This is a genomic window from Microbacterium sp. MEJ108Y (assembly GCF_000834175.1).
Classification (GTDB): domain Bacteria; phylum Actinomycetota; class Actinomycetes; order Actinomycetales; family Microbacteriaceae; genus Microbacterium; species Microbacterium forte.
The window spans coordinates 14,801-37,533 of the sequence record NZ_JXQX01000018.1; the positions used below are offsets into that span (position 1 = coordinate 14,801).

Here is a 22,733-nt window from a genome sequence, read left to right on the forward strand (position 1 = left end):
TGCCTGAAGTGTACTCGCCCACGAGACTGAGGCGGTGACCTTCTCGATCCCTGCGGCATCCGCTCGTCCGCGCACGGCCATGCATCCGTGGCTCGCCATGATCCCGCTGCTTCTCGGCATCCTGATCGGGGCGCTCGCGATCAGCAGCATGTCGACCGCGCTGCCCGCGATCCGCGGCGACCTCACCCTCAGCGACAGCGGTGCCCTGTGGCTCGTCGACGTCTACGCGCTCTCGTTGGCGGCGACCCTGATCATCGCCGCCCGGATCGGCGATGCGTTCGGGCGCAAGCGCATCGTGCTCGCGGGCCTCGCCGGCTTCGCCGTGCTCAACCTGGTGGGCGGGTTCGCCCAGGACGGGATGCTGCTGATCGTCGTCCGCGCGCTCCTCGGCGTCGCCGAGGCCTTCGTCGTGGCCGGCGTCGTCGCCACGATCGGCGCGCACTATCACGCGCGACAGCGAGTGCTGGCCTATGGCATGTGGACCGCGACGTTCGGCGCGGGCAGCGCGCTCGGCCCCGTGCTCGGCGGCCTCGTCACGGAGGGTCCGGGGTGGCGATGGCTGCTGCTGGGGAGTGTGCCGCTCGCGGTCGTCGCCGGTGTGCTCGCGATCTGGCTCGTGCCCGACTCCCGCAGCTCGCGACGGCCGTCGTGGGACATCCTCAGCATCCTGTCGTCGATCGTCGCGCTCGGAGCCCTCGTCTTCGCCCTGCACGAGGTGCTCGCCGCTCCCCTCGCCGCGGGCATCGCCGGAGTGGTCGCGGTCGGCACGCTCGTGTTCTTCATCCGCCGACAGCGCACCCTCGCCGAACCGCTCATCGACATGCGGCTCTTCCGAGTACCCGGTTTCAGCCCCGCCATCGTGCGCATCGTGGCGAGCGGCGGTGTGTCGACGGCATCCGTTCTCCTGGTGAGCCTGCACCTGCAGGATGCCAGGGGCTTCAGCGCGGCCGAGGCCGGAATCGCGATTCTCCCGCAGGCTGTGGCGATCGCGCTCGGCGGGGTGCTGGCCCCTCTGTTCCTGCGGTGGCTGAGCTCACCCACGCTCACGGTGCTCGCTCTCGTCGTGCAGGGCGCGGGGCTCATCTGGCTGTCGACCGGGGTCGATCTCGTCGCGATCCCGCTCGTGCTGATCGGAGGGGGATTCGGGGTCGCGGCGACGCTCGCCGCGACCACGCTCTTCGACGTGACGACCGGAGACGACGCCGGTCAGGTCGGGGCGATCCAGGAGGTCGGCTTCGCCCTCGGCGGCGGTCTCGGCATCGCGGTGCTCGGCACGATCGCCGTGATCGCCGGGTCTCGCGGATTCGTCGTCGCCCTCCTCATCGCAGCCGGAGCGGTCGTCGCCGCCGCACTCCTGCCGCTGTGGCGGCGCACGGCTCGCCACCCCGTCTCCCACTGAAGAAAGGCCATCCGTGTCCGCATCACGCCCGACCGTCCATTGGATCTATGCCCACCCGCAGGAGAACTCCTTCAACGCCCGACTGTTCCGCGACGGAGTCGAAGCCCTCTCGCGCGACCACGACGTCGAGATCACCGATCTGTATGCTCAGCGGTTCGACCCCGTCCTCGCCGCCCAGGACCTCGGCGAGCCCCACGGCAGGGAGGGCAACGTCGTCGATCTCATGGGCGAGGCGTTCGCCGCGGGGCAGCTGCCGGCGGATGTGATCGAGGAACAGCGCAAGCTCGGGGCCGCAGATCTCGTCGTGCTCCAGTTCCCGCTGTGGTGGTACGGTCCGCCGGCGATCCTGAAGGGGTGGTTCGACCGCGTGCTCACCAACGGGTTCGCGTACGGACCGGTCGACGCGCAGACCGGTCTTCCGCTGCGGTACGGGGAGGGGCTTCTCGCGGGGCGCCGGGCCCTCGTGATCGTCACGGCAGGGGAGGACGACCGGTCCATCGGGGAACGGGGGATCAGCGGCGATCTGGACTCGCTGATGTTCCCGCTCACCCACGGCACCCTCTGGTACACGGGCATCGAGCCGCTCGACCTGCATGTCGTCCACGATGCGGACGGAATGGACGCGGCGGGCATCGATCACGAGAGCGCGCGCCTGGTCGAACGGCTCTCGGGGCTCGGCGACGAGTCACCGAGCCATCCCTACCGACGGCTGCGCGACGGCGACTATCACGGCACCCGAGCCCTCCGAGCGGATCTGCTCCCCAGTCGCACCGACCTCGGCATCCATCGCGTGACGGTCGAGTGAGCGGAGGAGCGGTCCGACGCGCGCGCGTGTGAGCCCCCTCCTCTGCACATTCCGCGACGGTGGTGGCAGAGTGTCCGTGAAGGAGGACGGCATGGGCGGAGCGATCCTGTGGGGCGCGGTCGCCGCGTCGCCCCTCATCGTCGGCGCGATCCTCGCCCTGCTGCGCACCTGGCCACCGCGGTGGCTGGGCATCGTGCTCGGTTTCGGCGCGGGCGCCCTCATGGCGTCCATCGCGTTCGAGCTGTGGGAGGAGGGGCTCGATCTCGCGGGCCCCATCCCCCTGATCGTCGGCGTCGTCGCGGGAGCCCTCGCGTACTTCATCGCCGACCGGATCCTCGATGCGCGAGCGGCGAAGTCGAAGGACAGCGGCGCGGGCGTCCCGCTCGCGCTGGGCGCTCTGCTCGACGGCATCCCCGAACAGCTCGTGCTGGGAATCGGTCTGGCCTCCGGCGAGCCGGTGAGCATCGCCCTCGTCGTGGCGATCGTGGTCTCGAACCTGCCGGAGTCGATCGGCTCGGCCTCCGACCTGCTCAAGGGAGGCATGGCCAAGTCGCGCGTGCTGCTGCTCTGGGCCGGCATCTCGGTGATCTGCGCACTCGCGACCGTCGCCGGCTTCGCCCTCGCGAGCAGCACCGGCGACGATTTCAGAGCCGGGGCGAGCGGCTTCGCGGCCGGTGCGCTGCTCGTGATGCTCGTCGACTCGATGGTTCCCGACGCTCAGCAGAAGGCCAAGCAGGTGACGGGGCTCGCGACCGTGCTCGGCTTCGCGCTCGCCGCCGGGCTGTCGCTCGCGAGCTGAGAGCGGGTCGAGGCTGCCGATGCCGGTGCGGCCGCCCGCCATCCGGCGGCCCCCCGGCCGCAGAACGGCCCTGTCTGGCGGGTTACGCTCGGGTGCGACCTCCGGGAGGCTGGCGGGACGCCGACATGACCGCGGCCGAGAACAAAGGAGTTCTGATGACCGAGACAACCCTTCGCCCTCCGTTCGACCCCGAACTGGAGGCCGCACTCGCGCTGGTCGCAGACACGCTGCCGTCGACCCTGACTGCCGAGATGATTCCCCTGCTGCGCCAGTCTCCCGTGAGCGGCGAGGACGAGATCTTCACCGTGCTCGACGAGCGGGGCTTCACGCGCCGCGACGTGACCATCGCGGGTCACGAGGGCGACGAGATCGTCGTCTCGGTGGTCGAGAAGGCGGGTCGCACCGGCACGGGTCCTGGCTTCTTCCACACGCACGGCGGCGGCATGATCATCGGCAACCGCTGGCTCGGCGTCGTGGGCTTCCTCGACTGGGCTGAGCGCTTCAACGGCGTGATCGTGACAGTCGAGTACCGGCTTGCTCCGGAGTTCCCCGATCCGTACCCGGTCGAGGACTGCTACGCGGGTCTGGTGTGGACGGCCGAGAACGCTGCAGAGCTGGGCATCGATCCGAACCGCATCCTGATCGGTGGGGGCAGTGCCGGTGGCGGCCTGGCCGCGGGAACGACCCTGCTCGCGCGGGACCGCCGCGGCCCCGGGCTCATCGGTCAGCTGCTGATCTACCCCATGCTCGACGACCGCGATGAAAGTGTCTCGACCAGGCAGATCGACGGGATCGGCGTGTGGGACCGCGGGTCGAACATCACCGGGTGGACCGCCCTCCTCGGCGGACGCAAGGGCACCGACGACGTCTCGATCTATGCGGCTCCGGCGCGCGCCACGGACCTGACCGGTCTTCCGCCCGCCTTCATCGACTGCGGAAGCGCCGAGGTGTTCCGCGACGAGGACGTCGACTACGCGACCAGGCTGTGGGCGGCCGGCGTGCAGGCCGAGCTGCACGTATGGGCCGGCGGGTTCCACGGCTTCGACATGTTCGCTCCGCACACGGCCGTCGCGCAGGCGATGCTGGCCGCCCGCGACGACTGGGTGAACCGGCTGCTCGGGTGACCTTCGGCACCCTACGGGCTCGGTCGATGAACCCGTAGGGTGGAAGCCCCGCGCGATGGAGCCCGACATGCAAGATCTGCTGGGGCGGCTCACCGCCCTCGACCCGGATGCGAGCGAGACCCTCAAGGTCGTCTCCTACTTCGACACGCTCATCGCCCGTGCAGTCGGCGTCGAGGGCATGCTGCGCGGGGCCGCCGTGCTGAGCGGTGCCACCGTGGGGCAGCGCGACGCCCGACAGATCATCCGGGTGCGCGCCGACGGGGTGCGCATCGATCCGATCGACCCCGGTGACAGGTGGATGCTGCGTGAGAGCGGCCCGGAGGCCGTCGCCTGGATCGAGCGCGAGGGGGACCCGCACACGAATGACGCGATGATCCTCGAGCGCCTCACGCTGGCGCTCGGCATCCTCCGTGCCCGCCGCGCAGGCGACGCGGGGAGCGCCGTGGAACTGGCGATCAGCGAGTTCGCGGGCGAGGGGGAGCGCGTCTCGGCACTGGCGAGGCTCAGGATTCCGGCCCTTCCGGTGGCGGTCGTGGCCTCGCCGCCCGACCCCGCGCCGCTGCCGCAGCATCCCTCCGTCGTGGTCGCGACCAGACACGGCTTGACGAGGGCGACGATCGTCGTCGAGGGAGCGCCCGTGGATCGGGTGTGGACGGACGCGACAGGCCTGCGTCTGGGCGTCGGAACCGCGGGGCCCGGAGAGCACCTCCCCGAGTCGTGGGCGGAAGCACTGATCGCCGCGCGTCTGAGCACCGCCTCCGAACCCGTGGTGGCCGCAGACGACCTGGGTGCCCTGCTCCTGATCGCCACCGCCGCGGAGTCTGGCGACGTGCATCCGGATGCTGCTGCGCTCGCGCGCCTCGACGCCCGCAGTCGGGAACTGCTCGACGCCGTGGTCGACGAGCTGAGCGTGCGTGCCGCAGCCGTGCGCCTGGGACGCCACCACTCCAGCGTGCAGGACCGCCTCACCGCGCTGATCGGCGTCCTCGGCTACGACCCGAGGTCGTCGCGCGGGCACGCCCGCTACGTGCTGGCGCGCATGCTGTTCTCGCTCTCCGGCTGAAGGGCGGGTCGGACGCGCGACCTGCTCACCGGGACTCAGAACCCGGGGTACTCCTGCAGCTTCTCCTCGAACTCGGCGCGGTCGGCCTCGCTGAGCACTGCGCTCGCGATGACGACCATCTGCAGCCCCTCGAGCGGTTCTCCGGTGCGGGCGTTCTGCGCCTCCCGGGTCTTCAGGAAGTCGCCGGACGGGTCGTTCGAGAGGTCGAAGATGTTCGCGTAGAAGCGCATCGGATCGGGGTAGTTCTCGGTGTAGTACTCCCACGTGTGCTGTTCACGGGGGTCTTCGCTGCCGTAGAGCTTCGCGATCATCGACGGGTCGATTCCCGAGTACTCGCCGTTGAACGAGTACAGCGACGGCAGACCGTGCTCGGCGACGACCTCGTCGATCGTGGCCATGACCTCGAGCTTGAGGCTGTAGTCCTGGATCGGCTCGGTCGTCGCCCAGCCGACGGAGGTGTATTCGATGAGCATCGACTCTCCGCCGTAGCCGTTGCGCTCGGGGCGCAGATCCTCGTCGCCGACCTGCACCCAGTCGTACCCGTATTCGGCGGTGACGCGCTCGCGGATGTCGGCGAACAGGCTGTCCGCCTCGGCCTGCACCTCTTCGAGCGACTGCTGCCGCAGCGCATCCTGCGGGTCCGTGCCCTTGATGCCCGGGTAGGCCTCTTCGTGCTTCTGCTCGTCGGTCTTCATGCCGTCGTAGCTGCCGGAGGCCGAGGTCTGCAGTGCGCCGATGCCGCCCACCGTGGCGACGTTGAAGATCAGGGTGATCGCGAGGGCGACGGCTCCCAGGGTGCGTCCACGGGCGGTGAACAGCGCGCCGATGATGACGGCGACGACCACCAGCTGCAGGGCCAGCATCGTCACGCCGTAGAGCGCGTCGGTGGCGCCGACCGCCAGCGTGATGAGCAGGATCAGAGCGAAGAGGATGCCGACGACGAGCGCGACCCAGCCGAATGCGTTCGCCGGCTTCTTCTCCTCCGACGCGCCCTCGGCTGCGGTCGCCGTGCCCGACATGGCCGGGGCGCCCGGATGCTGCACGACGGGGCCGGCCTGACGGCGTGCATTGCGATAGCCGCCGGGCGGCGGCACGGGTGGCGCACCCTCGGAGCCGGCGACGTAGCGCGCCCGCTGCTTCTCGTGATCCATCACCATGGCTTGTCCGTCCCCGAGCCGCCGCCGTCGTCGCCCTGCTGCTGATCGCGCTCCTGCGTGCCCTGCTCGAGCTTCTTCTCGAGCTCTTCGAGCTTCTCCTCCGAGGGCTGCGGCTCCTGCTCCTGCTGCTCCTCCGGGGGCGGCTGCTGCTCGTTCTGCTGCTTCTGCTTCAGACGGTCTTCGAGGTCTTCCTTGCTCTGCTGCATGTCGCGGTCAGGGTCGGACGACTGCTCCTGGGCCTCTTCGCTGTTGCATTCCTCCGGCGTCTCGGTCGTCAGGGTGAGTGCTTCGCCGTAGAACTCTGCGGCTGCTGCACCGTCGCCGTCGGCCCGTGCCGCGTCTCCCATGCGCTCGAGCACCAGTCCCAGGTTGATGCGCACCGTGCACACCTCGAGGCCGGTCGCGAGGTCGAGCGACTCCTCGAGTTTCCCCCGCGCCTCCGGCAGCTTCTCGGCGCCGGCGAGAGCGGTGCCCACGTTGAACGGCGCCTTGTAGGGCTCGAACCAGTTGAGGAACTCCTGGCCTCGGGCCGATGCCTCGGAACCCGCGTAGTCGTCTGCCACATAGGCGGTGATCGACTGGTGCGCGAACGCGTACATGCTGAGGATCTTGCCGACGAACAGCAGCGCCGCCAGCGCGAGGGGCAGGGTGCCGATCGCGATCCACCGTCGGATGCTGCGCCGCCGGCGATTCGAGGCGAGCAGAGCAGCGGCGGCCGACGCCTTCAGGTCGTCGGGGCTGACGGCTGGCGTCGCGCCCGCCTGGGTCGACAGATCGGTCATGCGGCACCTCCGCCGGTCGGTGTCTTCCGGCGCGGCGACGCCGACGGTGCTCGCAGCAGACGCAGCCGGGCCACGAGCATGCTCGCCCTCGTGAGCTCCACCCCGAGCAGCGCCACGACGACGAGGGCGGCGATCCAGTACAGCTCGGTCACGGTGCCGACCGAACCCGACTCGGCGTAGCTGGTGGTGGTCGATGGAGCGTCGGGCAGCGTCAGCTCGGCCTCCGCCGTGCGGTGCTGGTACTCGACGCCGAGATCCGCGGCGATCGCCTCGAGGTTCGCCTCGTCGATCACCGACAGCGCGTTCGCCCCCTGATATTCGATGTACTCGCTCGACGAGCCGTCGACGCCGCCGGTGGTGAGCCTCATCGGCCCGCCTTCGGCGGTGCCGTAGCCGAGCACCGCGCCGGCGTCCGTGAGCTTCTCGCTGCCGTCGAACGGCTCGGGCGGCGACGTCACCGTCTGCTCGCCGTCGCCGAAGTAGAACACCATGCGCGAGCGGTCGGGTGAGGCCTCGGCCGCGTTCGACAGCGTGTCGGTGAGCAGCTGGTTGGCGATGCCGATCGAGCTGCCGCGCGACTGGCTCGTCACCTCGGGGCGGAGCACCTCGAGCGATGAGACGAGCGCGGTCGTATCGGTGGTGAGCGGCATGCGCAGATCCGCCGAGGCGTCGAAGGTGATCAGGGCGAAGCGGGCGCCCGGGTACTCGTCGACGATGGCCTGCACGTCGGCGCGGACGCCGTCCAGGCGCGGCTCGTCGCCGTTCCAATCCTCGGCGACGATGCTCGCGGTCGTGTCGACGACGAGCACGATGTCGGTGTCGGTGGCGAGGGTCTCTGTCGCACCCCCGGGGATCCCCGGGCGCAGGAACATGACGAAGCACGCGAGCAGCATGACCAGCCGCATGGCCCACAGGGCCTTGTCGCGTCCCTTGGCCTTGACCAGCGCGATCACGGCGAGAGCGGCCACCGGCGCGCAGAGAAGCGCCAGGAGGAAGACGTTGAGCACGGGCTGGAAGATCACAGTCTCACCCTCCAGAGCACGACGATGAACGAGAGCATCGAGATCATCAGCACGACGATCCAGAGGTTCGGGGCGTCGGTCCAGACGACCTGCGCCTGACCCTGCAGCGCGGCCGCCTCCTGCTCCTGCACCTGCGCGACGATGTCGCTCACGGTGGTCGTGTCGCGCAGACCGTAGGCGGCACCACCCGTGGCTTCGGCGGCCTTCGCGAGCTCCGCGCTGACGTCGGCGTCTTTGCCCTGAACCGGGTTGAGCGCGAACACCCGCACCCCGTTCGAATCGGCGTACGCCGCCGCCTCGTCGAGAGTCACGATCGAGGCGCCGTTGACCTCGTTGTCGGTCGCGAAGATGATCGACCGCGACCGCTCGTCATCGGGGTGGTCGAACGCCATCGCGCACGCGGCAAGGCCGTCGCCGATCAGCGACGCGCCGTTGCCGTTGAGCGTGCCGACCCAGTGCTCGGGGATCGACTCGGTGAACTCGAAGCTCTCTCGGATGCTCTGCAGGTGGTCGCGGATGAACTCGTAGTCATCGGTCAGGGGGAAGATCTGCACGGGCGAGCTGTTGAAGATCGTGAGGCCGATGCGCTCGCCCTCGAAATCCTCGAGCAGCTCTTCGAAGACCGTGAGCACCTCGACGTCGACCTCACTCATCGAGCCCGAGACGTCGAGGCACAGCATGATGTCGCGGCTCGTGTTGACGGGCTGGATGGTCTGTGACGCCATCGGGCGCGCCGAGACGACTCCGGCGGCCAGGGTCGCGACCACGCCGATCAGCAGGACGCTCGACAGTGCCAGCACTCGTCGGTTCAGCGCCTGCCGGAAGGTCGGAAGCGCGCGCAGCCGCTCGGCTCGGGCGACACGAGCGCGCTCGTGCGCCTCGGTCTTCGCAGTGCTGCGCAGACCGATCACGATGCCGAGCGCGATCGCGATCACGACGACGCCGACGGCGACGAGGATGAGCCACCCGTTCGCTAGTGCCATGTGCGCACCACCGTTCTGGCCGCCTCGGCGCCGGCGATCGGATCGATCGCAGGGCCCGGTCGGAAGATGCTCGGATAGTAATGGCGGCCCATGGCGTCGACCAGGGCGGGGTGCACTCCGCGAGCGACGAGATCGTCGAGGGCGAGCACAGGCGCCTCGAGGCCGCTGTATTCGTTCACGAACGTGCGCACCACCCGGCTGAGCTCGAGGTTCGCGTTGCGGGCCGAGAGCGCGCGTGCGCGGTAGTCGTCTTCGATGCGCTGGATGCGGTCGAAGTACTCGACCCTCAGCTGCGAGAGCACGTCGGTCGTGAGCAGGGTCGGTCCCTGGGCGTCGCGCGTCAGCGTGAGGTCACGCCGCGGACGCGTCAGGGCGACGATCAGCCACGCCGCCGCGATCAGCAGCAGGAGGATTCCGAAGGCGAGCAGGAGCCATCCCCAGCCGTATTGGAACGGCGGGTAGAGCTCATCAGAGCCGGGCATTCGACCTCCGATTCAGCAGCTGCAGCAGCTGCGAGACGGCGTCGTCCTGACCTGCCAGAACGCTGTGGCTGATCTCCATGCGCTTGAGCAGCTCAGCCAGACGCGCGGCGTCGGCTTCGGTCTGCGCCGCGAGCTCGCGGATGATGTCGGGGTCGCCCTGCACGAAGTCGGGCACCTCCCACATGCTGTCGACATCGCTGCGGATGGTGCCCGTCGCGTGGTCGAGCACCGGGTCGGCGTCGCTCACGGTCAGCCACAGCACGTCGTGCTGCACGCGCAGTCGGCGCAGCATCCGCTCCGTCTCCGTCGTGACCGGCGCCTCGTCGGTGATGACGACGACGATCATGCGCCGTGAGACCGTGCGGGTCACGTAAGACAGGAGCGCGTCTCGGTCGCTCGACGCCGTGCTCGAGTCGATCGACTGATCGATCGTGCGCAGGGCATGCTCGAGCGCGCCCTCGCTGCGACCCGGTGCGCGACGGCGGATGCGGTCGGAATCGCCGTAGACGAGCGAGAAGTCGTCTCCGTGCCGAAGAGCGAGCACGCCGAGCACGCCGGTGGCGAGGATCGCGAGGTCCTTCTTCGACCTCTCGTCGTGCGCGAGCGCGGCCATCGAGCGTCCGGTGTCGACCACGAACAGGATCGTGTGCATCCGCATCGCGCGGTGTCGCTTGACCAGCGGGGTGCCCAACCGAGCCGTGGCGCGCCAGTCGATGTCGCGCACCTGATCGCCGTACTCGTACTTGCGCAGGTCCTCGAAGTCGAGGCTGCGGCCGTGCAGCAGCGACGCGTAGGCGCCGTCGAGCGCGTGCAGCGACTTGCGCGACGAGTGGATGAAGAGCTTGCTCTTCACCTGGGCGATCAGGCTGGCCATGGCGAGGTCAGGGGGTGGGCACTGCGGCGAAGATCTGGTCGATGATCTCCTCGCTGCGGATGCCCTCTGCGTCGGCCTCGAAGGTCAGCAGCACGCGGTGGCGCAGCACGAGATGGCGCAGCGAGCGGATGTCTTCCGGGATCACGTGGCCGCGTCCGTTCAGCAGCGCCAGAGCCCGAGATGCCTGCAGGAACGCGATGCTCGCACGAGGGCTCGCGCCGTACTTGATGAAGCGCGCGCGCTCTTCGCCGATGTACGGCGCGGGGTTTCGGGTCACGTACGCGATCGAGACGATGTAGTTGCGGATGGCCGGGTCGACGTAGATGCGACTCGCCACGTCCTGCAGCATGTGCACGTCGTCGAGGCTGATCGCGCTCGAGACATGGCGGTCGGGGTCGAGCACCCCCGAGTCGATGCGCCCGAGGATCTCGAACTCCTCGGCCGGGCTCGGGTACTCGACGATCTCCTTCAGCAGGAAGCGGTCCATCTGCGCCTCGGGCAGCTCGTAGGTGCCCTCCTGCTCGATCGGGTTCTGCGTCGCGATCACGAGGAACGGCTTGGGCAGATGATGCACCTCGCCGCCGATCGTGGTCTGGTGCTCCTGCATCGCCTCGAGCATGGCGCTCTGGGTCTTGGCGCTCGACCGGTTGATCTCGTCGAGCAGCACGAAGTTCGCGTGCACCGGGCCGAGCACGGTGCGGAACGAGCCCGTCGCGGCGTCGTAGATCTGGTTGCCGGTGATGTCGCTGGGCAGCAGGTCGGGGGTGCACTGGATGCGCTTGAACTGCGCTCTGACCGTGTCGGCGAGCGTGCTCGCCGCGGTCGTCTTCGCGAGGCCGGGCACACTCTCGAGCAGGATGTGCCCACCGGCGATCAGCGAGATCAGCAGGCTCATGCGCAGGCGCTCCTGGCCGACCATCTTGGCCGAGTACGCGTCTGACACGGTCTTGAGCACGGCACTTGCGCGCTGAAGCTCAGCCTCGGAAGGGGCCTCGGACTTCTTGCTCGCAGACGTCGACGCCGCAGGGGCCGCGGGAGCGGACGCTGCGGATGCCTCGGCGCGGGTCGCAGGAGCGGGAGGCGCCGGTGGGGCTGCCTGGGCGGAGGGCGCCGGAGGCGGAGGCGGCGTCGAACCTGCAGAGGGGCCGGGCGCGTAGGGCTCGTTCATCGGTATGTCTCCTCGTTCCCACGGGGGACGCGTAGACGACCCCCCGTCGACCAGCGTAACCGCATCCGATCTCGCCGCTTCGGCCCGGGCACGGATGCAGGTCGAGATCACAGATGCACCATCCGGCGGCTCGACGTCGTCGACCCTGGTGCGAGCCGACGCGTATATCGGCAGGTGCGATGACCCCGTGGTTAGCTGAACTTTCGATCTTCGGATGATGCGGGAACGATGAAGCAACCCAGAACGATGCCGCGCAGTGCGCTCGAGTACGCGATCGGACGACCGCTGTGGGTGGCCGTGGTGGTGCTGAACCTGATCCTCGCGGCCGTCGCCACTGTGCTGTGCGTCTGGATGTATCTGCACGACACCGCATCCATGCGCCCGATCCTGGGTGTGCTCATCGCCGTCCCCGCGCTCTGGTGGGTGATCGCGGTGACGCTGTGGCTCACGACCCTGACTCGCCGACGCGTCAGCGCGGAGGACATCAGCCGGGCGAGCGCGAGCGTCCCCGGGGGGATCCTCCTTCCCGGATCGAAGCTCGTGCCCGCGATGATCCTCGTCGCGGCGCTCGCCGCTGCGTCGACCTTCGCGGTCGCCGCGGTGACCGTCAGTGGTGCGTGGAGTGTCGTGTGGGCGGTGTTCGCGGTTCTGCTGCTCGGTCCGATCGTCAGTCACCTGATCTCGCTGCGGCAGTCTCGGCGACTGTTCCTGCATCCGCGCGGTCTCGGATCCGCGACCTTCCACCTCGATGCCGAAGTGCACTGGGACGACATCCTGAGCATCGACGTCGGCGTCGGGATGAACAACTCGATCGTGCTCAAGGTCGCCGTGCGTCCCGGGGCTGTCAGCTATCGGGAGCGGTGGCGTCATCCGTTCTCACGCAGGCGCGGCGTGATCGACGTCGACCCCGGCGCGCTCGGGGTGGACGGGACGCTGCTGTGGCTCGCGCTCCGCCTCTATCGACTGGAGCGGTCGACCCGGGAGGAGCTTCGCGGAGACCGGGTTCCGATCCGACTTCTCGATCCGCGGGCGGCCGTCGCCACGACCCCGCAGCATGTGAGTGCTCCGGTGCTCTCGGTGTTCAGCCCCGAGGGCGCGATCCGCTAGCCGAGTCCGTCGCGGTGCCGCGCCGGCGGCCGACCCAGACCACCACGCACGCGACGCCGATGATGGCGATCGCGATTCCGATGATGTATCCCGAGACGCCGAGGTAGCCGCCGGGCACCCGGTGCGGGTTCAGGAACGGGTACGGATACCACCAGGCCTCGCCGGTCGCGGGGGCGATGATGAAGTTCGCGCGGATCATCGTGTAGACGACCCAGACGATCGGGAAGATCGCGATGATGGCGACAGCGCTCCAGCCGAGTGCCCGTCGTCGAGGGGCGAACAGCAGGTCGGCCAGGAGGAACAGCGGGATGACGACGTGCAGCACCTCGTTCGACCACGGCACGGTCACGCCCTGGGGCAGTTCGACGTTGCGGAGAAGCGTGTTGTAGACGATGCCGGTGACGATCATGTAGGTGCTCACGCAGGCCAGCAGGACCGCGAACCACGTCGGCTCGGGCTCGGTGCCGTGTCGGTGGCGCAGTGCCCAGATCGCGCCGATCGTCAGAATGATCACGGCGAGCACGTTCGACAGGATCGTGAAGAAGCTGAGGAAGTTCGCCGCGACCGTCGGCAGGTGCTGGCCCCACTCCGTGGTGGCCGCGAGAGCGTTCTCGATGCTGCGGGCGAGCTGTGCGACGATAGCCGCGAGTCCGAGCACGGCTGCTGCGAGTCGTGCGAAGGGCCACCAGGTCGTCATATTCGCCTCCGCGCACACTTTATCGGTCGGGGTGCGTGCGATCGCTAGACCGAAATACCGATATGCGAGGCCGCCGACGAGGGGACTGCCCGTGGCTCGACGGGAGGGGGGCTCGACGGGAGGTGGCTCGACGGGAGAGTCGCGATCGTCAGGAGCGACGGCCCCACCGCATCCGGGTCACGAGCACTCCGAGCAGGCACAGCGCGCCGCCGACGAACATGAGCAGGGTCGGCACCTCGCCGAGGATCGCCCACGACAGGAGGATCGCGATCGCCGGCACGACGTAGGTGGTCGCTGAGGTCTGGCCGGCGGTGCTGCGCTGCAGCACGTACGCCCAGGTCGTGAAGGCGATCGCCGTCGGGAAGATGCCGAGATACACGACCCACAGCGTCGAGCCGAGCGGAGCGGTCTGCAGCGCGCCGATCAGACTGCCCACCCAGGGGAGCAGCGCGACGGTGCCGGCGGCGGCGCCCAGGAAGGTCAATGTGGTCGCATCGGTGCCCGCGCTGAGCAGGCGCTTCTGCAGCAGGGTGCATCCCGCGTACATCACGGCGGCGAGCAGCGCGAGCAGCAATCCGGTGATGTCGGGTCCCTCGCTCGTCGATGAGTTCATGCCGATCAGCACGACCCCGAGGAACGCGATCGGCGCTCCGATGATGAGGGGCTTGGGAAAACCCTCACGCAGGAAGAGCCCGCTGAAGACCACGACCATGAGCGGCGCGAGGTTGACCACCATCGCCGCGGTGCCCGCGTCGAGCGTGCGCTCGGCGGCGTTCAGGGCCAGGTTGTAGACGCAGAACCACCCCACGCCCCACACCGCCACGAGCCACCAGTGCCGGCGTTCGGGCAGACGGATGCCGTGGCGCACCGCGATGATCGCGAGCACGGCGGTGCCCACAGCCATGCGCAGCAGCGCCAGCGCGCCCGGATCGAAGTGCGGCCCTGCGCCGCGGATGCCGATGAACGCCGACGCCCACAGCACCACCGTCACCAGAGCGGCGACGAGCACGAGCGGGCCCTGGGTTCGAGGCTTCGCTGTGGTCAGGCTGTCGTCGCGGATCGCGCGACCGGTCTTCGGCATCCTTCGATCCTGGCACCGGCCACCGACATCGGCGATGCGCGTGAGTGACAGCATCCGGTGCTTTTCCGCCAGTCCTCCGTCGAGTCCGCCGGCGCCCCGAGGACGGGATCCGCCGGCAGCGACGCGTTGCCGCCCCGCAGCCCGGAGGGTCGGCGAACGACCTTCGATAGGATGGAGCCGCCCGAAGAGGGCCAGCTCATCAGCCGGTGCAAACCCGGCGAAAGCAAGGGGGATACCCATGCCAGGAATCGTTATCGTCGGCGTCCAGTGGGGCGATGAAGGCAAGGGCAAGGCCACCGACCTGCTCGGCGAGCGCACCGACTGGGTCGTAAAGTTCAACGGCGGCAACAACGCGGGCCACACCGTCGTGGTCGGCAACGAGAAGTACGCGCTGCACCTGCTGCCCTCGGGCATCCTGTCGCCAGGGGTGACCCCGGTGATCGGAAACGGCGTCGTGATCGACCTCGAAGTGCTCTTCAGCGAGCTCGAGGCGCTCGGCGGCCGCGGCATCGACGTCTCGCGCCTCAAGGTGAGCGCCAACGCGCACCTGATCACCCAGTACCACCGCACGCTCGACAAGGTCACCGAGCGCTTCCTCGGCAAGCGCATGATCGGCACGACCGGCCGCGGCATCGGTCCGGCCTACGCCGACAAGATCAACCGCGTCGGAATCCGCGTGCAGGACCTCTTCGACGAGAACATCCTGCGTCAGAAGGTCGAGGGCGCCCTCGACCAGAAGAACCACCTGCTGGTGAAGATCTTCAACCGTCGAGCGATCACCGCGGACGAGATCGTCGAAGACCTGCTGTCGTATGCCGAGCGCCTGCGGCCCATGGTCGCCGACACCGGATACCTGCTCGACGAGGCTCTGCGCCGCGGCGAGGTCGTCGTGTTCGAGGGCGGCCAGGCCACGATGCTCGACGTCGACCACGGCACCTATCCGTTCGTCACGTCGTCGTCGGCCACCGCCGGTGGTGCATCGACCGGCTCGGGCATCGGACCCGGCGCTCTCGACCGCATCGTCGGCATCGTCAAGGCCTACACGACCCGCGTCGGCTCGGGCCCGTTCCCGACCGAGCTGTTCGACGAGCAGGGCGAATGGCTGCGCTCGCGCGGCTTCGAGTTCGGCACCACCACCGGCCGGCCGCGCCGCGTCGGCTGGTACGACGCCCCGATCACGCGCTACGCGACCCGGGTCAACGGCATCACCGATCTCGTGCTCACCAAGCTCGACATCCTGACCGGACTCGAGCAGATCCCGGTGTGCGTCGCCTACGACGTCGACGGTCGGCGCTTCGACGAGGTGCCGGTCAACCAGACCGACTTCCACCACGCGACGCCCGTGCTCGAGTACTTCCCCGGCTGGAGCGAGGACATCTCGACCGCGCGCACCTTCGACGACCTGCCGAAGAACGCGCAGGACTACGTGATCGCACTCGAGGGCATGAGCAACACGCGCATCTCGGTCATCGGCGTGGGCCCCGAGCGCGACCAGGTCATCGTGCGCCACGACCTGCTCGACTGAGCGCCCCGTGACACGCTTCTGGCTCGGCGGGTACGGCCCCGCGATGGACGGCTCCGCCGAGGGCATCGGCCTGCTCGCCGGTGACGAGAGCGCGCCGACAGCGCTCGAGTACCGCGGTGCGGTCACCCAGACCTCCTCGCCGTCGTGGCTGGCGCAGCATCCGTCGCTCGATGTCGTCTATGCGGCGCTCGAGGGGGATGCCGGTGTGCAGGCGTTCGGCCGCAGCGGCGAGTCGGCTCTGCGGCCGCTCGGCGAGCCGGTCGCCGCGGGCGACGGCGTGTGCCACGTGGCGGTGTCGTCGAGCGGATCGTTCCTCATCGCGAGCTGCTACGGCGACGGGCGAGTCGTGCGCATCGGCATCGACGCGCAGGGACAGCTGGTGCCGGATGCCGTGAACAAGGCCGCCGAGCTGCGCGCGGCACTCCTCGGCGAACCGCTCGAGGAGACGGCGCCGGCCGGCGTGGCCGCCGCGGCATCCGATCCGTACTCCGGTGAACTGACCGCCACCGGCGATGCGCGCTCCTCGCATGCGCATTCCGCGGCCTTCCTCGCGGACGGGCGCATCGCGACGACCGACCTCGGTTTCGACCTCGTGCGCATCTGGCGTCCAATCGCCGGAGGCCTCGTGCTCGATCACGAGGTCGTGCTGCCCGTCGGCACCGGTCCGCGTCACATGGTCGCGCACCCCAGCGGCCACCTGCACGTGGTCACCGAGTACTCGTGCGAGGTTTTCACGCTCGCCGCAGGACGCGACGGCACGTGGGCGGTCGTGTCGTCGGTGCTCGCGAGCCCCGTCGCCGAGATCGGCGTGGACTTCCCCGCCGAGCTCGCCCGCACCCGCGACGCCCGGTTCCTCTATACGGCCCTGCGCGGCAGCAACACCATCGCCGCGCTGCGCGTGCGCGGCGGAGGTGAAGCGCTCGAGGCGATCGCGCTCGCCGACTCGGGGGTCGACTGGCCGCGCCATCACCTCGTGCACGAGGGCAAGCTGCTCGTCGCGGGGCAGCGCTCCGACACCGTCGCACTGATCGACCTCGACGAGCGCACGGGGGCACCGCTCGACATCCGGCACATCGCCCAGGCTCCGGCGCCCACGCACATCCTGCCGGTGCGCTGAGGCGGTCGCAGGCCGCAGCTTGACCTCAACCTTTATTGAGGTTCTACGGTCGAGCCTATGACCATAGACACCGATGCCGTTCCGACCGCGAAGCCCGCCACCGGCATCCTGAGCGGCGCCTACCTCTGGATCACCGTCGGCGCCTGCGCGCTCGTGTTCCTGGGGGCGTTCGAGTCCCTCGCCGTCACCACGGTGATGCCTGCGGTGAGTGCCGACCTCGACGGCGAACGGCTGTACGCCCTCGCGTTCGCGGGGCCCCTGGCCACCGGAGTCATCGGCATGGCCGTGGCGGGCAACTGGGCGGATCGCCGCGGGCCCGTGGCTCCGCTCTACGCCTCGGTGGGCCTGTTCGTGATCGGGCTGATCGTCGCCGGACTCGCGCCGAGCATGGAAGTTCTCGTGGCCGGGCGCTTCGCGCAGGGTCTCGGCAACGGCGGGCTGATGGTGGCGCTCTACGTGGTCGTCGCCCGCGTGTACCCGCGTGACCTGCATCCGGCGATCTTCGCGGGTTTCGCTGCGGCCTGGGTCGTTCCCTCCCTGGTCGGGCCCACCGTCGCCGGGGCCGTCACCGAGATCTGGAGCTGGCACTGGGTGTTCCTCGGCGTCGTCTTCCTGGTCGTCCCCGCGCTGCTCATGGTCGTCCCTGCTCTCCGAGGACTCTCGGGCGAGGGCGACGCCACCACGCCGTGGGCCTTCGGGCGGCTCGGCTGGTCGGTGCTCGCCGCGGTCGCCGTGCTCGCACTGAATCTCGTCGGCGATCTGCCGGGAGCCGGGCCTGTGCTCGCGGCCGCAGCCGTGGTCGTGGCCCTCGTCGCCGTTCGTGCGCTGCTGCCGAAGGGCACGCTGCGGGCGCAACGGGGTCTGCCGTCGGTGCTGCTCGTGCGCGGTCTCGCCGCCGCGGGGTTCTTCGGTGCTCAGGTCTACATCCCCTACCTGCTGACCGAGCGCTACGAGGTCTCGCCGACCGTCGCCGGGCTCTCGCTCACGGGCGGCGCACTCGCCTGGTCGGCGGCCGCCACCGTGCAGGGACGCATGGGCGCCAGGCTCTCGAGTGTGCGGGCCGTGCGCATCGGAACGGTGCTGGTGGTCGTGGGCGTGGTTCTCGCCCTCGTCGCCACCGTGCTCGCTGCACCCGTGGTCGTCATCATCGTCGCGTGGATCGTCGCGGGCGCCGGCATGGGCCTGATGAGCCCGAGGACCAGCGCCCTGACCCTCGAGATGTCGGCGCCCGAGAACCAGGGCTTCAACAGCTCTGCCATGACCGTGGCCGACTCCTTCGGCAGTGCGCTGGCCCTCGCGATCACGGGCGTGCTGTTCACCGGGCTGGCCGCGGCGGGAGATCCGTTCATCGCGGTGTTCGCCTTCGCCGCGATCATCGCGCTCGCCGCGGCGGTGCTCGCCGTGCGCGTCGCGCCCCGGGAGCCGTGAGTCGGCCGTTCACAACTCAGCATGGATGGCGTTGATTCGGCCGAAACGGGTGGCATCGGGGGCGATTCGGCCGGTTCGTGCTGAATCGTTCACGGCGGCGAGCCATGACCGGAGGACGGGTGCCGGGTGCTGGGTTGCGTGGTGGGGTGTTGGAGCGGCGGGCTCGTCCGTGTGCAGGACCGCGGCACAGATGCAGGACGAAAGGGCGGATCTGGTCCTGCGAACGTGCCTCGGTCCTGCAGACGGATCGGATCGGTCCTGCAGACGGATCGGATCGGTCCTGCAGACGGATCGGATCCCCCGGGTCGAGCCCCGGATCGAGCCCCGACGAGGCGCGCGGGGAGACCGGCGACGCGCCCGGCGACGCCTCCACGGAACAACCGGCCCGTGACTCGACGTTGCTCTTGAGCAAGACTGGGCGACGGAGAGGTGCATCTCATGACTGCTGAGAAGACAGACGAATACGACCTGATCGTCCTGGGCGGCGGACCGGTGGGCGAGAACGTCGCCGACCGCGCCGTGCAGAACGGCTTGACCGCGATCATCGTGGAGAGCGAGCTGGTCGGCGGTGAGTGCTCGTACTGGGCCTGCATGCCGTCGAAGGCCCTGCTGCGTCCGGCCCAGGCACTGCGCGCGGCGCAGAAGGTCAAGGGCTCGGCCGAGGCCGTGACGGGAAGGCTCGACGTGCGCGCGGTGTTCGACCGTCGCGACTCGTTCACGAGCAACTGGTCTGACGACGGGCAGGTGAAGTGGCTCGACTCGGCCGGCATCGACCTCGCCCGCGGACACGGTCGCCTCACGGGCGAGCGCGAGGTGACGGTGACGGATGCCGATGGCGGCACCCGTGTGCTCCACGCCCGCCACGCGGTCGCGATCAGCACGGGGTCGGATGCCGTGATCCCGCCGATCGAGGGGCTGCAGGAGTCCGCTCCCTGGACCAGCCGCGAGGCGACCAGCGCCGAGGAGCTTCCGGAGTCGCTCGCGGTGATCGGCGGCGGAGTGGTCGCCGTCGAGATGGCGACGGCATATGCGGCGCTCGGATCCACGGTCACGATCATCGCCCGCAGCGGTCTGCTGGGGTCGATGGAGCCCTTCGCGGGCGAGCGGGTCGCGGCAGGGCTGAAGGAGCTCGGCGTCGACGTGCGCACAGACACCGGCACCACGAGCGTCACGCGCGGCGACGACGGCGTCTCGATCGTGCTCGACGACGGATCGACGGTCACGGCGACCGAGGTGCTCGTGGCCACGGGGCGCTCTCCGCGCAGCGGCGACATCGGCCTCGACGTCGTCGGCCTCGAGGCCGGGCGCTGGATCACCGTCGACGACACACTGCGGGTGCCCGGGTCGGACTGGCTCTATGCGGTCGGCGACGTCAACGGCCGGGTTCTGCTCACGCACCAGGGCAAGTACCAGGCCCGCGCTGCCGGAGACGTGATCGCCGCACGCGCCAAGGGTGAGGATGTCGACGGCGCTCCCTGGGGCAAGCACGTGGCGACCGCAGACAGCGCAGGGGCTCCGCAGGTCACCTTCTCGTTCCCCGAGGTGGCGTCCGTCGGTCTGACTGAGGCGGACGCCCGCAAGGCGGGCACCGACGTCGCCGTGATCGACTACGACCTCGGCTCGGTCGCCGGCGCGAGCCTCTACGAAGACGGGTTCGAGGGCCAGGCGCGACTCGTCATCGACAAGGAACGCGATGTCATCGTCGGTGCGACGTTCGTGGGCCCTGAGGTCGCCGAGCTCGTGCAGACGGCCACCGTGGCGATCGTCGGCGAGGTGCCGATCGCCCGGCTCTGGCACGCGGTTCCGGCCTACCCCACCATCAGTGAGATCTGGCTGCGACTGCTCGAGACCTACGGGCGGGACTCGGCATGATCGTGTCGGGCGGATGCGAAGAGCGGATGCCGCGCGGCGCCATCCGCGGCGCCATCCGCTCCGAACAGCCGGTGAGAGACCTGGCGCGATCGGCGCGCCCGGAGCAGGATTGTTTCCCATATTGACGGCCCCGGGCGCAACCCCCGGCCGAATGTCGCACACCTCTTATACGCTCGAACCCACATCCGAGGAGGCAGGACCATGAAGGCTGTACTCGCAGGAACCGTCATCGCCGAAGCGGACGAGAGCGATCTCGCCCGCATCGAGGGCAACTGGTACTTCCCGCCCGCATCGATCACCGAGGGAGCGCTCGTCGAGAGCCCGACCCAGTACACGTGCCCCTGGAAGGGCGATGCGCAGTACTACTCCGTGCAGGCGGGCGGCGAGCTGCACACCGACTACGCATGGTCGTACCCCACTCCGTTCCCCAGTGCCTTCGACCGCGTCGGCAAGGATTTCTCGGGCTTCGTCGCGTTCGACCCCCGGGTCGAAGTCTCCGCATGACCTCTGTATGCCGCAGCCGGGGCGGTGACGCCCGCCTCGTCGATCGACCGACCGGAGAATAATCGTGATCGAGTTCCGCAACGTCACCAAGCAGTTCCCCGACGGCACGACCGCCGTCAAGGACTTCAGCCTGGTGCTGCCGTCACGCAAGACGACGGTGTTCGTCGGATCCTCGGGATGCGGCAAGACCACACTGCTGCGCATGATCAACCGCATGGTCGAGCCGACCTCGGGTGAGGTCGAGATCGACGGCGAGAGCGTGCTCGGCGGCGACCCCGTCGCGCTGCGTCGCCGCATCGGTTACGTCATGCAGAACTCGGGTCTGATGCCGCACTTCACGGTGATCGACAACGTGGCCACCGTGCTGCGTCTCACAGGTGTGAAGAAGGCGCCGGCACACGAGCGCGCGCGGGAGCTGCTGAAGACCGTCGGCCTCGACCAGTCGCTGGCCGAGCGGTATCCGAGCCAGCTCTCGGGCGGTCAGCAGCAGCGCGTCGGTGTGGCCCGTGGCCTCGCAGCGGATCCGAACATCCTCCTGATGGACGAGCCGTTCGGCGCGGTCGACCCGATCGTGCGCGCCGACCTGCAGCAGGAGACCCTTCGGCTGCAGCACGAGCTCGACAAGACCGTGGTGTTCGTCACGCACGACATCGACGAGGCCTTCCTGCTCGGCGATCAGGTCGTGATCCTCGACAAGGGTGCGCGCATCGTCCAGGTGGGCAGCCCGAGCGAGATCATCGAGAACCCGGCAGACGATTTCGTCGCCTCCTTCATCGGAGCCGACCGAGGCCGCCGCGCGCTGCACCTGAAGGAGACGCCCCACGGCACCGTCGTGGTCGACTCCGAGGGTCGCACGCAGGGCGCGATCGTGGCTGAGGCCGAGAAGTCCGACGGTCCGCTCGCAGGGCCGGATGCCGCCGCCCTGGGCGCCGTGCAGAGTGGGCTCACGTGAACTGGGTCGTCGACAACCTCGACCTGATCCTCGAGCTGACTCTGGTTCACCTGCGTCAGAGCATCATCCCGATCGTGCTCGGTTTCGTGCTGTCGCTGCCCCTCGGCTGGGTCGCGTGGAGATTCAAGCTCGTGCGCGGGCCGATCATCGTGCTCACGGGGCTGCTCTATACGATCCCCTCGCTGGCCCTGCTGATCCTGCTGCCGTCGGTCGCGGGATACTCGGCCCGCAGCGAGACCAACCTCATCATCGCGTTGACGATCTACGCCATCGCCATCCTCGTGCGGGGAGTCTCCGACGGCCTCGACTCCGTCGACGACGACATCCGCCAGGCGGCGACGGCCACCGGATTCGGGTCCTTCCGGCGCTTCTGGGCGGTCGAGTTCCCGCTCGCCGGCCCGGTGATCCTGGCGAGTCTGCGGGTCACCGCGGTCAGCACCATCTCGCTCGCGACCGTCGGCATCCTGATCGGCATCACGAACCTCGGCTACCTCTTCACCAACGGCCTCGATCGCCGCATCATCGCCGAGGTGTTCGCCGGCATCATCGCCGTCGTCGTCATCGCCCTGGTGATCGACCTGCTGCTTCTGCTCGCGGGTCGGGCACTCATGCCGTGGACGCGTGCGGCGACGAAGACGAGCACGGCGCGGCCCGTCGTGGTGGGGGCGCCCGCATGAACCTCTTCCTCGAAGCATTCGCGTGGATGCTGGCCCCGGCCCAGTGGACCGGCAACTACGCCCTGCCGAAACTCCTCGGCGAGCACCTGACGCTCACAGCGATCTCGGTGGTCAT

General features: G+C 69.3%; 22 protein-coding genes. 13 read left to right on the forward strand and 9 right to left on the reverse strand.

The annotated features are described in order from the left end of the window. Window positions 1-34 precede the first annotated feature (34 nt). The 5 genes from RU09_RS10555 to RU09_RS10575 all read left to right on the forward strand — a co-directional run bounded on the left by RU09_RS10555 (window position 35) and on the right by RU09_RS10575 (window position 5,190). The gene (locus RU09_RS10555) at window positions 35-1,399 is read left to right on the forward strand and encodes an MFS transporter (protein WP_052492935.1); all 1,365 of its coding nucleotides are present in this window, start codon (window positions 35-37) and stop codon (window positions 1,397-1,399) included. 13 nt (window positions 1,400-1,412) lie between these two features. Continuing rightward, complete coding sequence (locus RU09_RS10560) at window positions 1,413-2,204, forward strand: NAD(P)H-dependent oxidoreductase (RefSeq protein WP_042540361.1); 792 nt, start codon at window positions 1,413-1,415, stop codon at window positions 2,202-2,204. Window positions 2,205-2,295: 91 nt separating this feature from the next. Then, window positions 2,296-3,003 (forward strand): ZIP family metal transporter, encoded by a 708-nt coding sequence (locus tag RU09_RS10565; protein WP_042540363.1) that lies wholly within the window; start codon window positions 2,296-2,298, stop codon window positions 3,001-3,003. Window positions 3,004-3,158: 155 nt separating this feature from the next. Next, the gene (locus tag RU09_RS10570) at window positions 3,159-4,127 is read left to right on the forward strand and encodes an alpha/beta hydrolase (RefSeq protein WP_042540401.1); all 969 of its coding nucleotides are present in this window, start codon (window positions 3,159-3,161) and stop codon (window positions 4,125-4,127) included. Window positions 4,128-4,194: 67 nt separating this feature from the next. Continuing rightward, a complete protein-coding gene (locus RU09_RS10575; protein ID WP_231567512.1) occupies window positions 4,195-5,190 on the forward strand; it encodes a hypothetical protein in 996 nt (331 codons plus the stop codon). A 35-nt stretch (window positions 5,191-5,225) separates the two neighbouring features. Here the strand turns inward: RU09_RS10575 and RU09_RS10580 are convergent, their stop codons facing one another. The 7 genes from RU09_RS10580 to RU09_RS10610 are packed head-to-tail and all read right to left on the reverse strand — an operon-like array spanning window position 5,226 to window position 11,658. After that, entirely contained in the window at window positions 5,226-6,347 is a 1,122-nt protein-coding gene (locus RU09_RS10580; protein WP_042540367.1) for a hypothetical protein, read from the reverse strand. Next, the gene (locus tag RU09_RS10585; protein WP_042540369.1) at window positions 6,341-7,129 is read right to left on the reverse strand and encodes a hypothetical protein; all 789 of its coding nucleotides are present in this window, start codon (window positions 7,127-7,129) and stop codon (window positions 6,341-6,343) included. Before RU09_RS10585 ends, RU09_RS10580 begins: the two co-directional genes overlap by 7 nt. Beyond that, entirely contained in the window at window positions 7,126-8,151 is a 1,026-nt protein-coding gene (locus tag RU09_RS10590; RefSeq protein ID WP_042540371.1) for a vWA domain-containing protein, read from the reverse strand. Before RU09_RS10590 ends, RU09_RS10585 begins: the two co-directional genes overlap by 4 nt. Then, window positions 8,148-9,134, reverse strand: coding sequence for a vWA domain-containing protein (locus RU09_RS10595; RefSeq protein ID WP_042540373.1), 987 nt, complete (start codon window positions 9,132-9,134; stop codon window positions 8,148-8,150). Before RU09_RS10595 ends, RU09_RS10590 begins: the two co-directional genes overlap by 4 nt. Beyond that, window positions 9,125-9,616, reverse strand: a complete 492-nt coding sequence (locus RU09_RS10600) for a hypothetical protein (protein ID WP_042540375.1) — start codon at window positions 9,614-9,616, stop codon at window positions 9,125-9,127. The genes RU09_RS10595 and RU09_RS10600 overlap by 10 nt, the downstream gene beginning before the upstream one ends. Then, the gene (locus tag RU09_RS10605) at window positions 9,603-10,490 is read right to left on the reverse strand and encodes a DUF58 domain-containing protein (protein WP_042540377.1); all 888 of its coding nucleotides are present in this window, start codon (window positions 10,488-10,490) and stop codon (window positions 9,603-9,605) included. Before RU09_RS10605 ends, RU09_RS10600 begins: the two co-directional genes overlap by 14 nt. Before the next feature lie 7 nt (window positions 10,491-10,497). Further along, window positions 10,498-11,658, reverse strand: a complete 1,161-nt coding sequence (locus RU09_RS10610; protein WP_231567513.1) for an AAA family ATPase — start codon at window positions 11,656-11,658, stop codon at window positions 10,498-10,500. A gap of 228 nt (window positions 11,659-11,886) precedes the next feature. Between RU09_RS10610 and RU09_RS10615 the strand changes: the two genes are divergently transcribed. Further along, window positions 11,887-12,765: a hypothetical protein gene (locus RU09_RS10615; RefSeq protein ID WP_156145904.1), complete on the forward strand. Its 879-nt coding sequence runs from the start codon at window positions 11,887-11,889 to the stop codon at window positions 12,763-12,765. On the opposite strand, the gene RU09_RS10620 is transcribed toward RU09_RS10615, so the two are convergent. Continuing rightward, the gene (locus RU09_RS10620) at window positions 12,740-13,462 is read right to left on the reverse strand and encodes a Pr6Pr family membrane protein (RefSeq protein ID WP_042540383.1); all 723 of its coding nucleotides are present in this window, start codon (window positions 13,460-13,462) and stop codon (window positions 12,740-12,742) included. The two genes, RU09_RS10615 and RU09_RS10620, sit on opposite strands and share 26 nt — an antisense overlap. 148 nt (window positions 13,463-13,610) lie before the next feature. Next, window positions 13,611-14,543 (reverse strand): DMT family transporter, encoded by a 933-nt coding sequence (locus RU09_RS10625; protein WP_052492938.1) that lies wholly within the window; start codon window positions 14,541-14,543, stop codon window positions 13,611-13,613. A gap of 238 nt (window positions 14,544-14,781) precedes the next feature. Between RU09_RS10625 and RU09_RS10630 the strand changes: the two genes are divergently transcribed. From RU09_RS10630 to RU09_RS10660, 7 genes are all read left to right on the forward strand, one after another. After that, window positions 14,782-16,068, forward strand: a complete 1,287-nt coding sequence (locus tag RU09_RS10630) for an adenylosuccinate synthase (RefSeq protein WP_042540385.1) — start codon at window positions 14,782-14,784, stop codon at window positions 16,066-16,068. A gap of 7 nt (window positions 16,069-16,075) precedes the next feature. Then, complete coding sequence (locus RU09_RS10635; protein ID WP_052492936.1) at window positions 16,076-17,185, forward strand: lactonase family protein; 1,110 nt, start codon at window positions 16,076-16,078, stop codon at window positions 17,183-17,185. A 57-nt stretch (window positions 17,186-17,242) separates the two neighbouring features. Next, entirely contained in the window at window positions 17,243-18,613 is a 1,371-nt protein-coding gene (locus tag RU09_RS10640) for an MFS transporter (RefSeq protein ID WP_042540387.1), read from the forward strand. 438 nt (window positions 18,614-19,051) lie between these two features. Continuing rightward, window positions 19,052-20,485, forward strand: a complete 1,434-nt coding sequence (locus tag RU09_RS10645) for a dihydrolipoyl dehydrogenase family protein (RefSeq protein WP_042540389.1) — start codon at window positions 19,052-19,054, stop codon at window positions 20,483-20,485. A 201-nt stretch (window positions 20,486-20,686) separates the two neighbouring features. Next, window positions 20,687-20,989 (forward strand): DUF427 domain-containing protein, encoded by a 303-nt coding sequence (locus RU09_RS10650; RefSeq protein ID WP_042540391.1) that lies wholly within the window; start codon window positions 20,687-20,689, stop codon window positions 20,987-20,989. A 64-nt stretch (window positions 20,990-21,053) separates the two neighbouring features. Further along, window positions 21,054-21,941 (forward strand): ABC transporter ATP-binding protein, encoded by an 888-nt coding sequence (locus tag RU09_RS10655; RefSeq protein WP_082041094.1) that lies wholly within the window; start codon window positions 21,054-21,056, stop codon window positions 21,939-21,941. Further along, window positions 21,938-22,618, forward strand: coding sequence for an ABC transporter permease (locus tag RU09_RS10660; RefSeq protein WP_042540393.1), 681 nt, complete (start codon window positions 21,938-21,940; stop codon window positions 22,616-22,618). Before RU09_RS10655 ends, RU09_RS10660 begins: the two co-directional genes overlap by 4 nt. Window positions 22,619-22,733 lie beyond the last annotated feature (115 nt).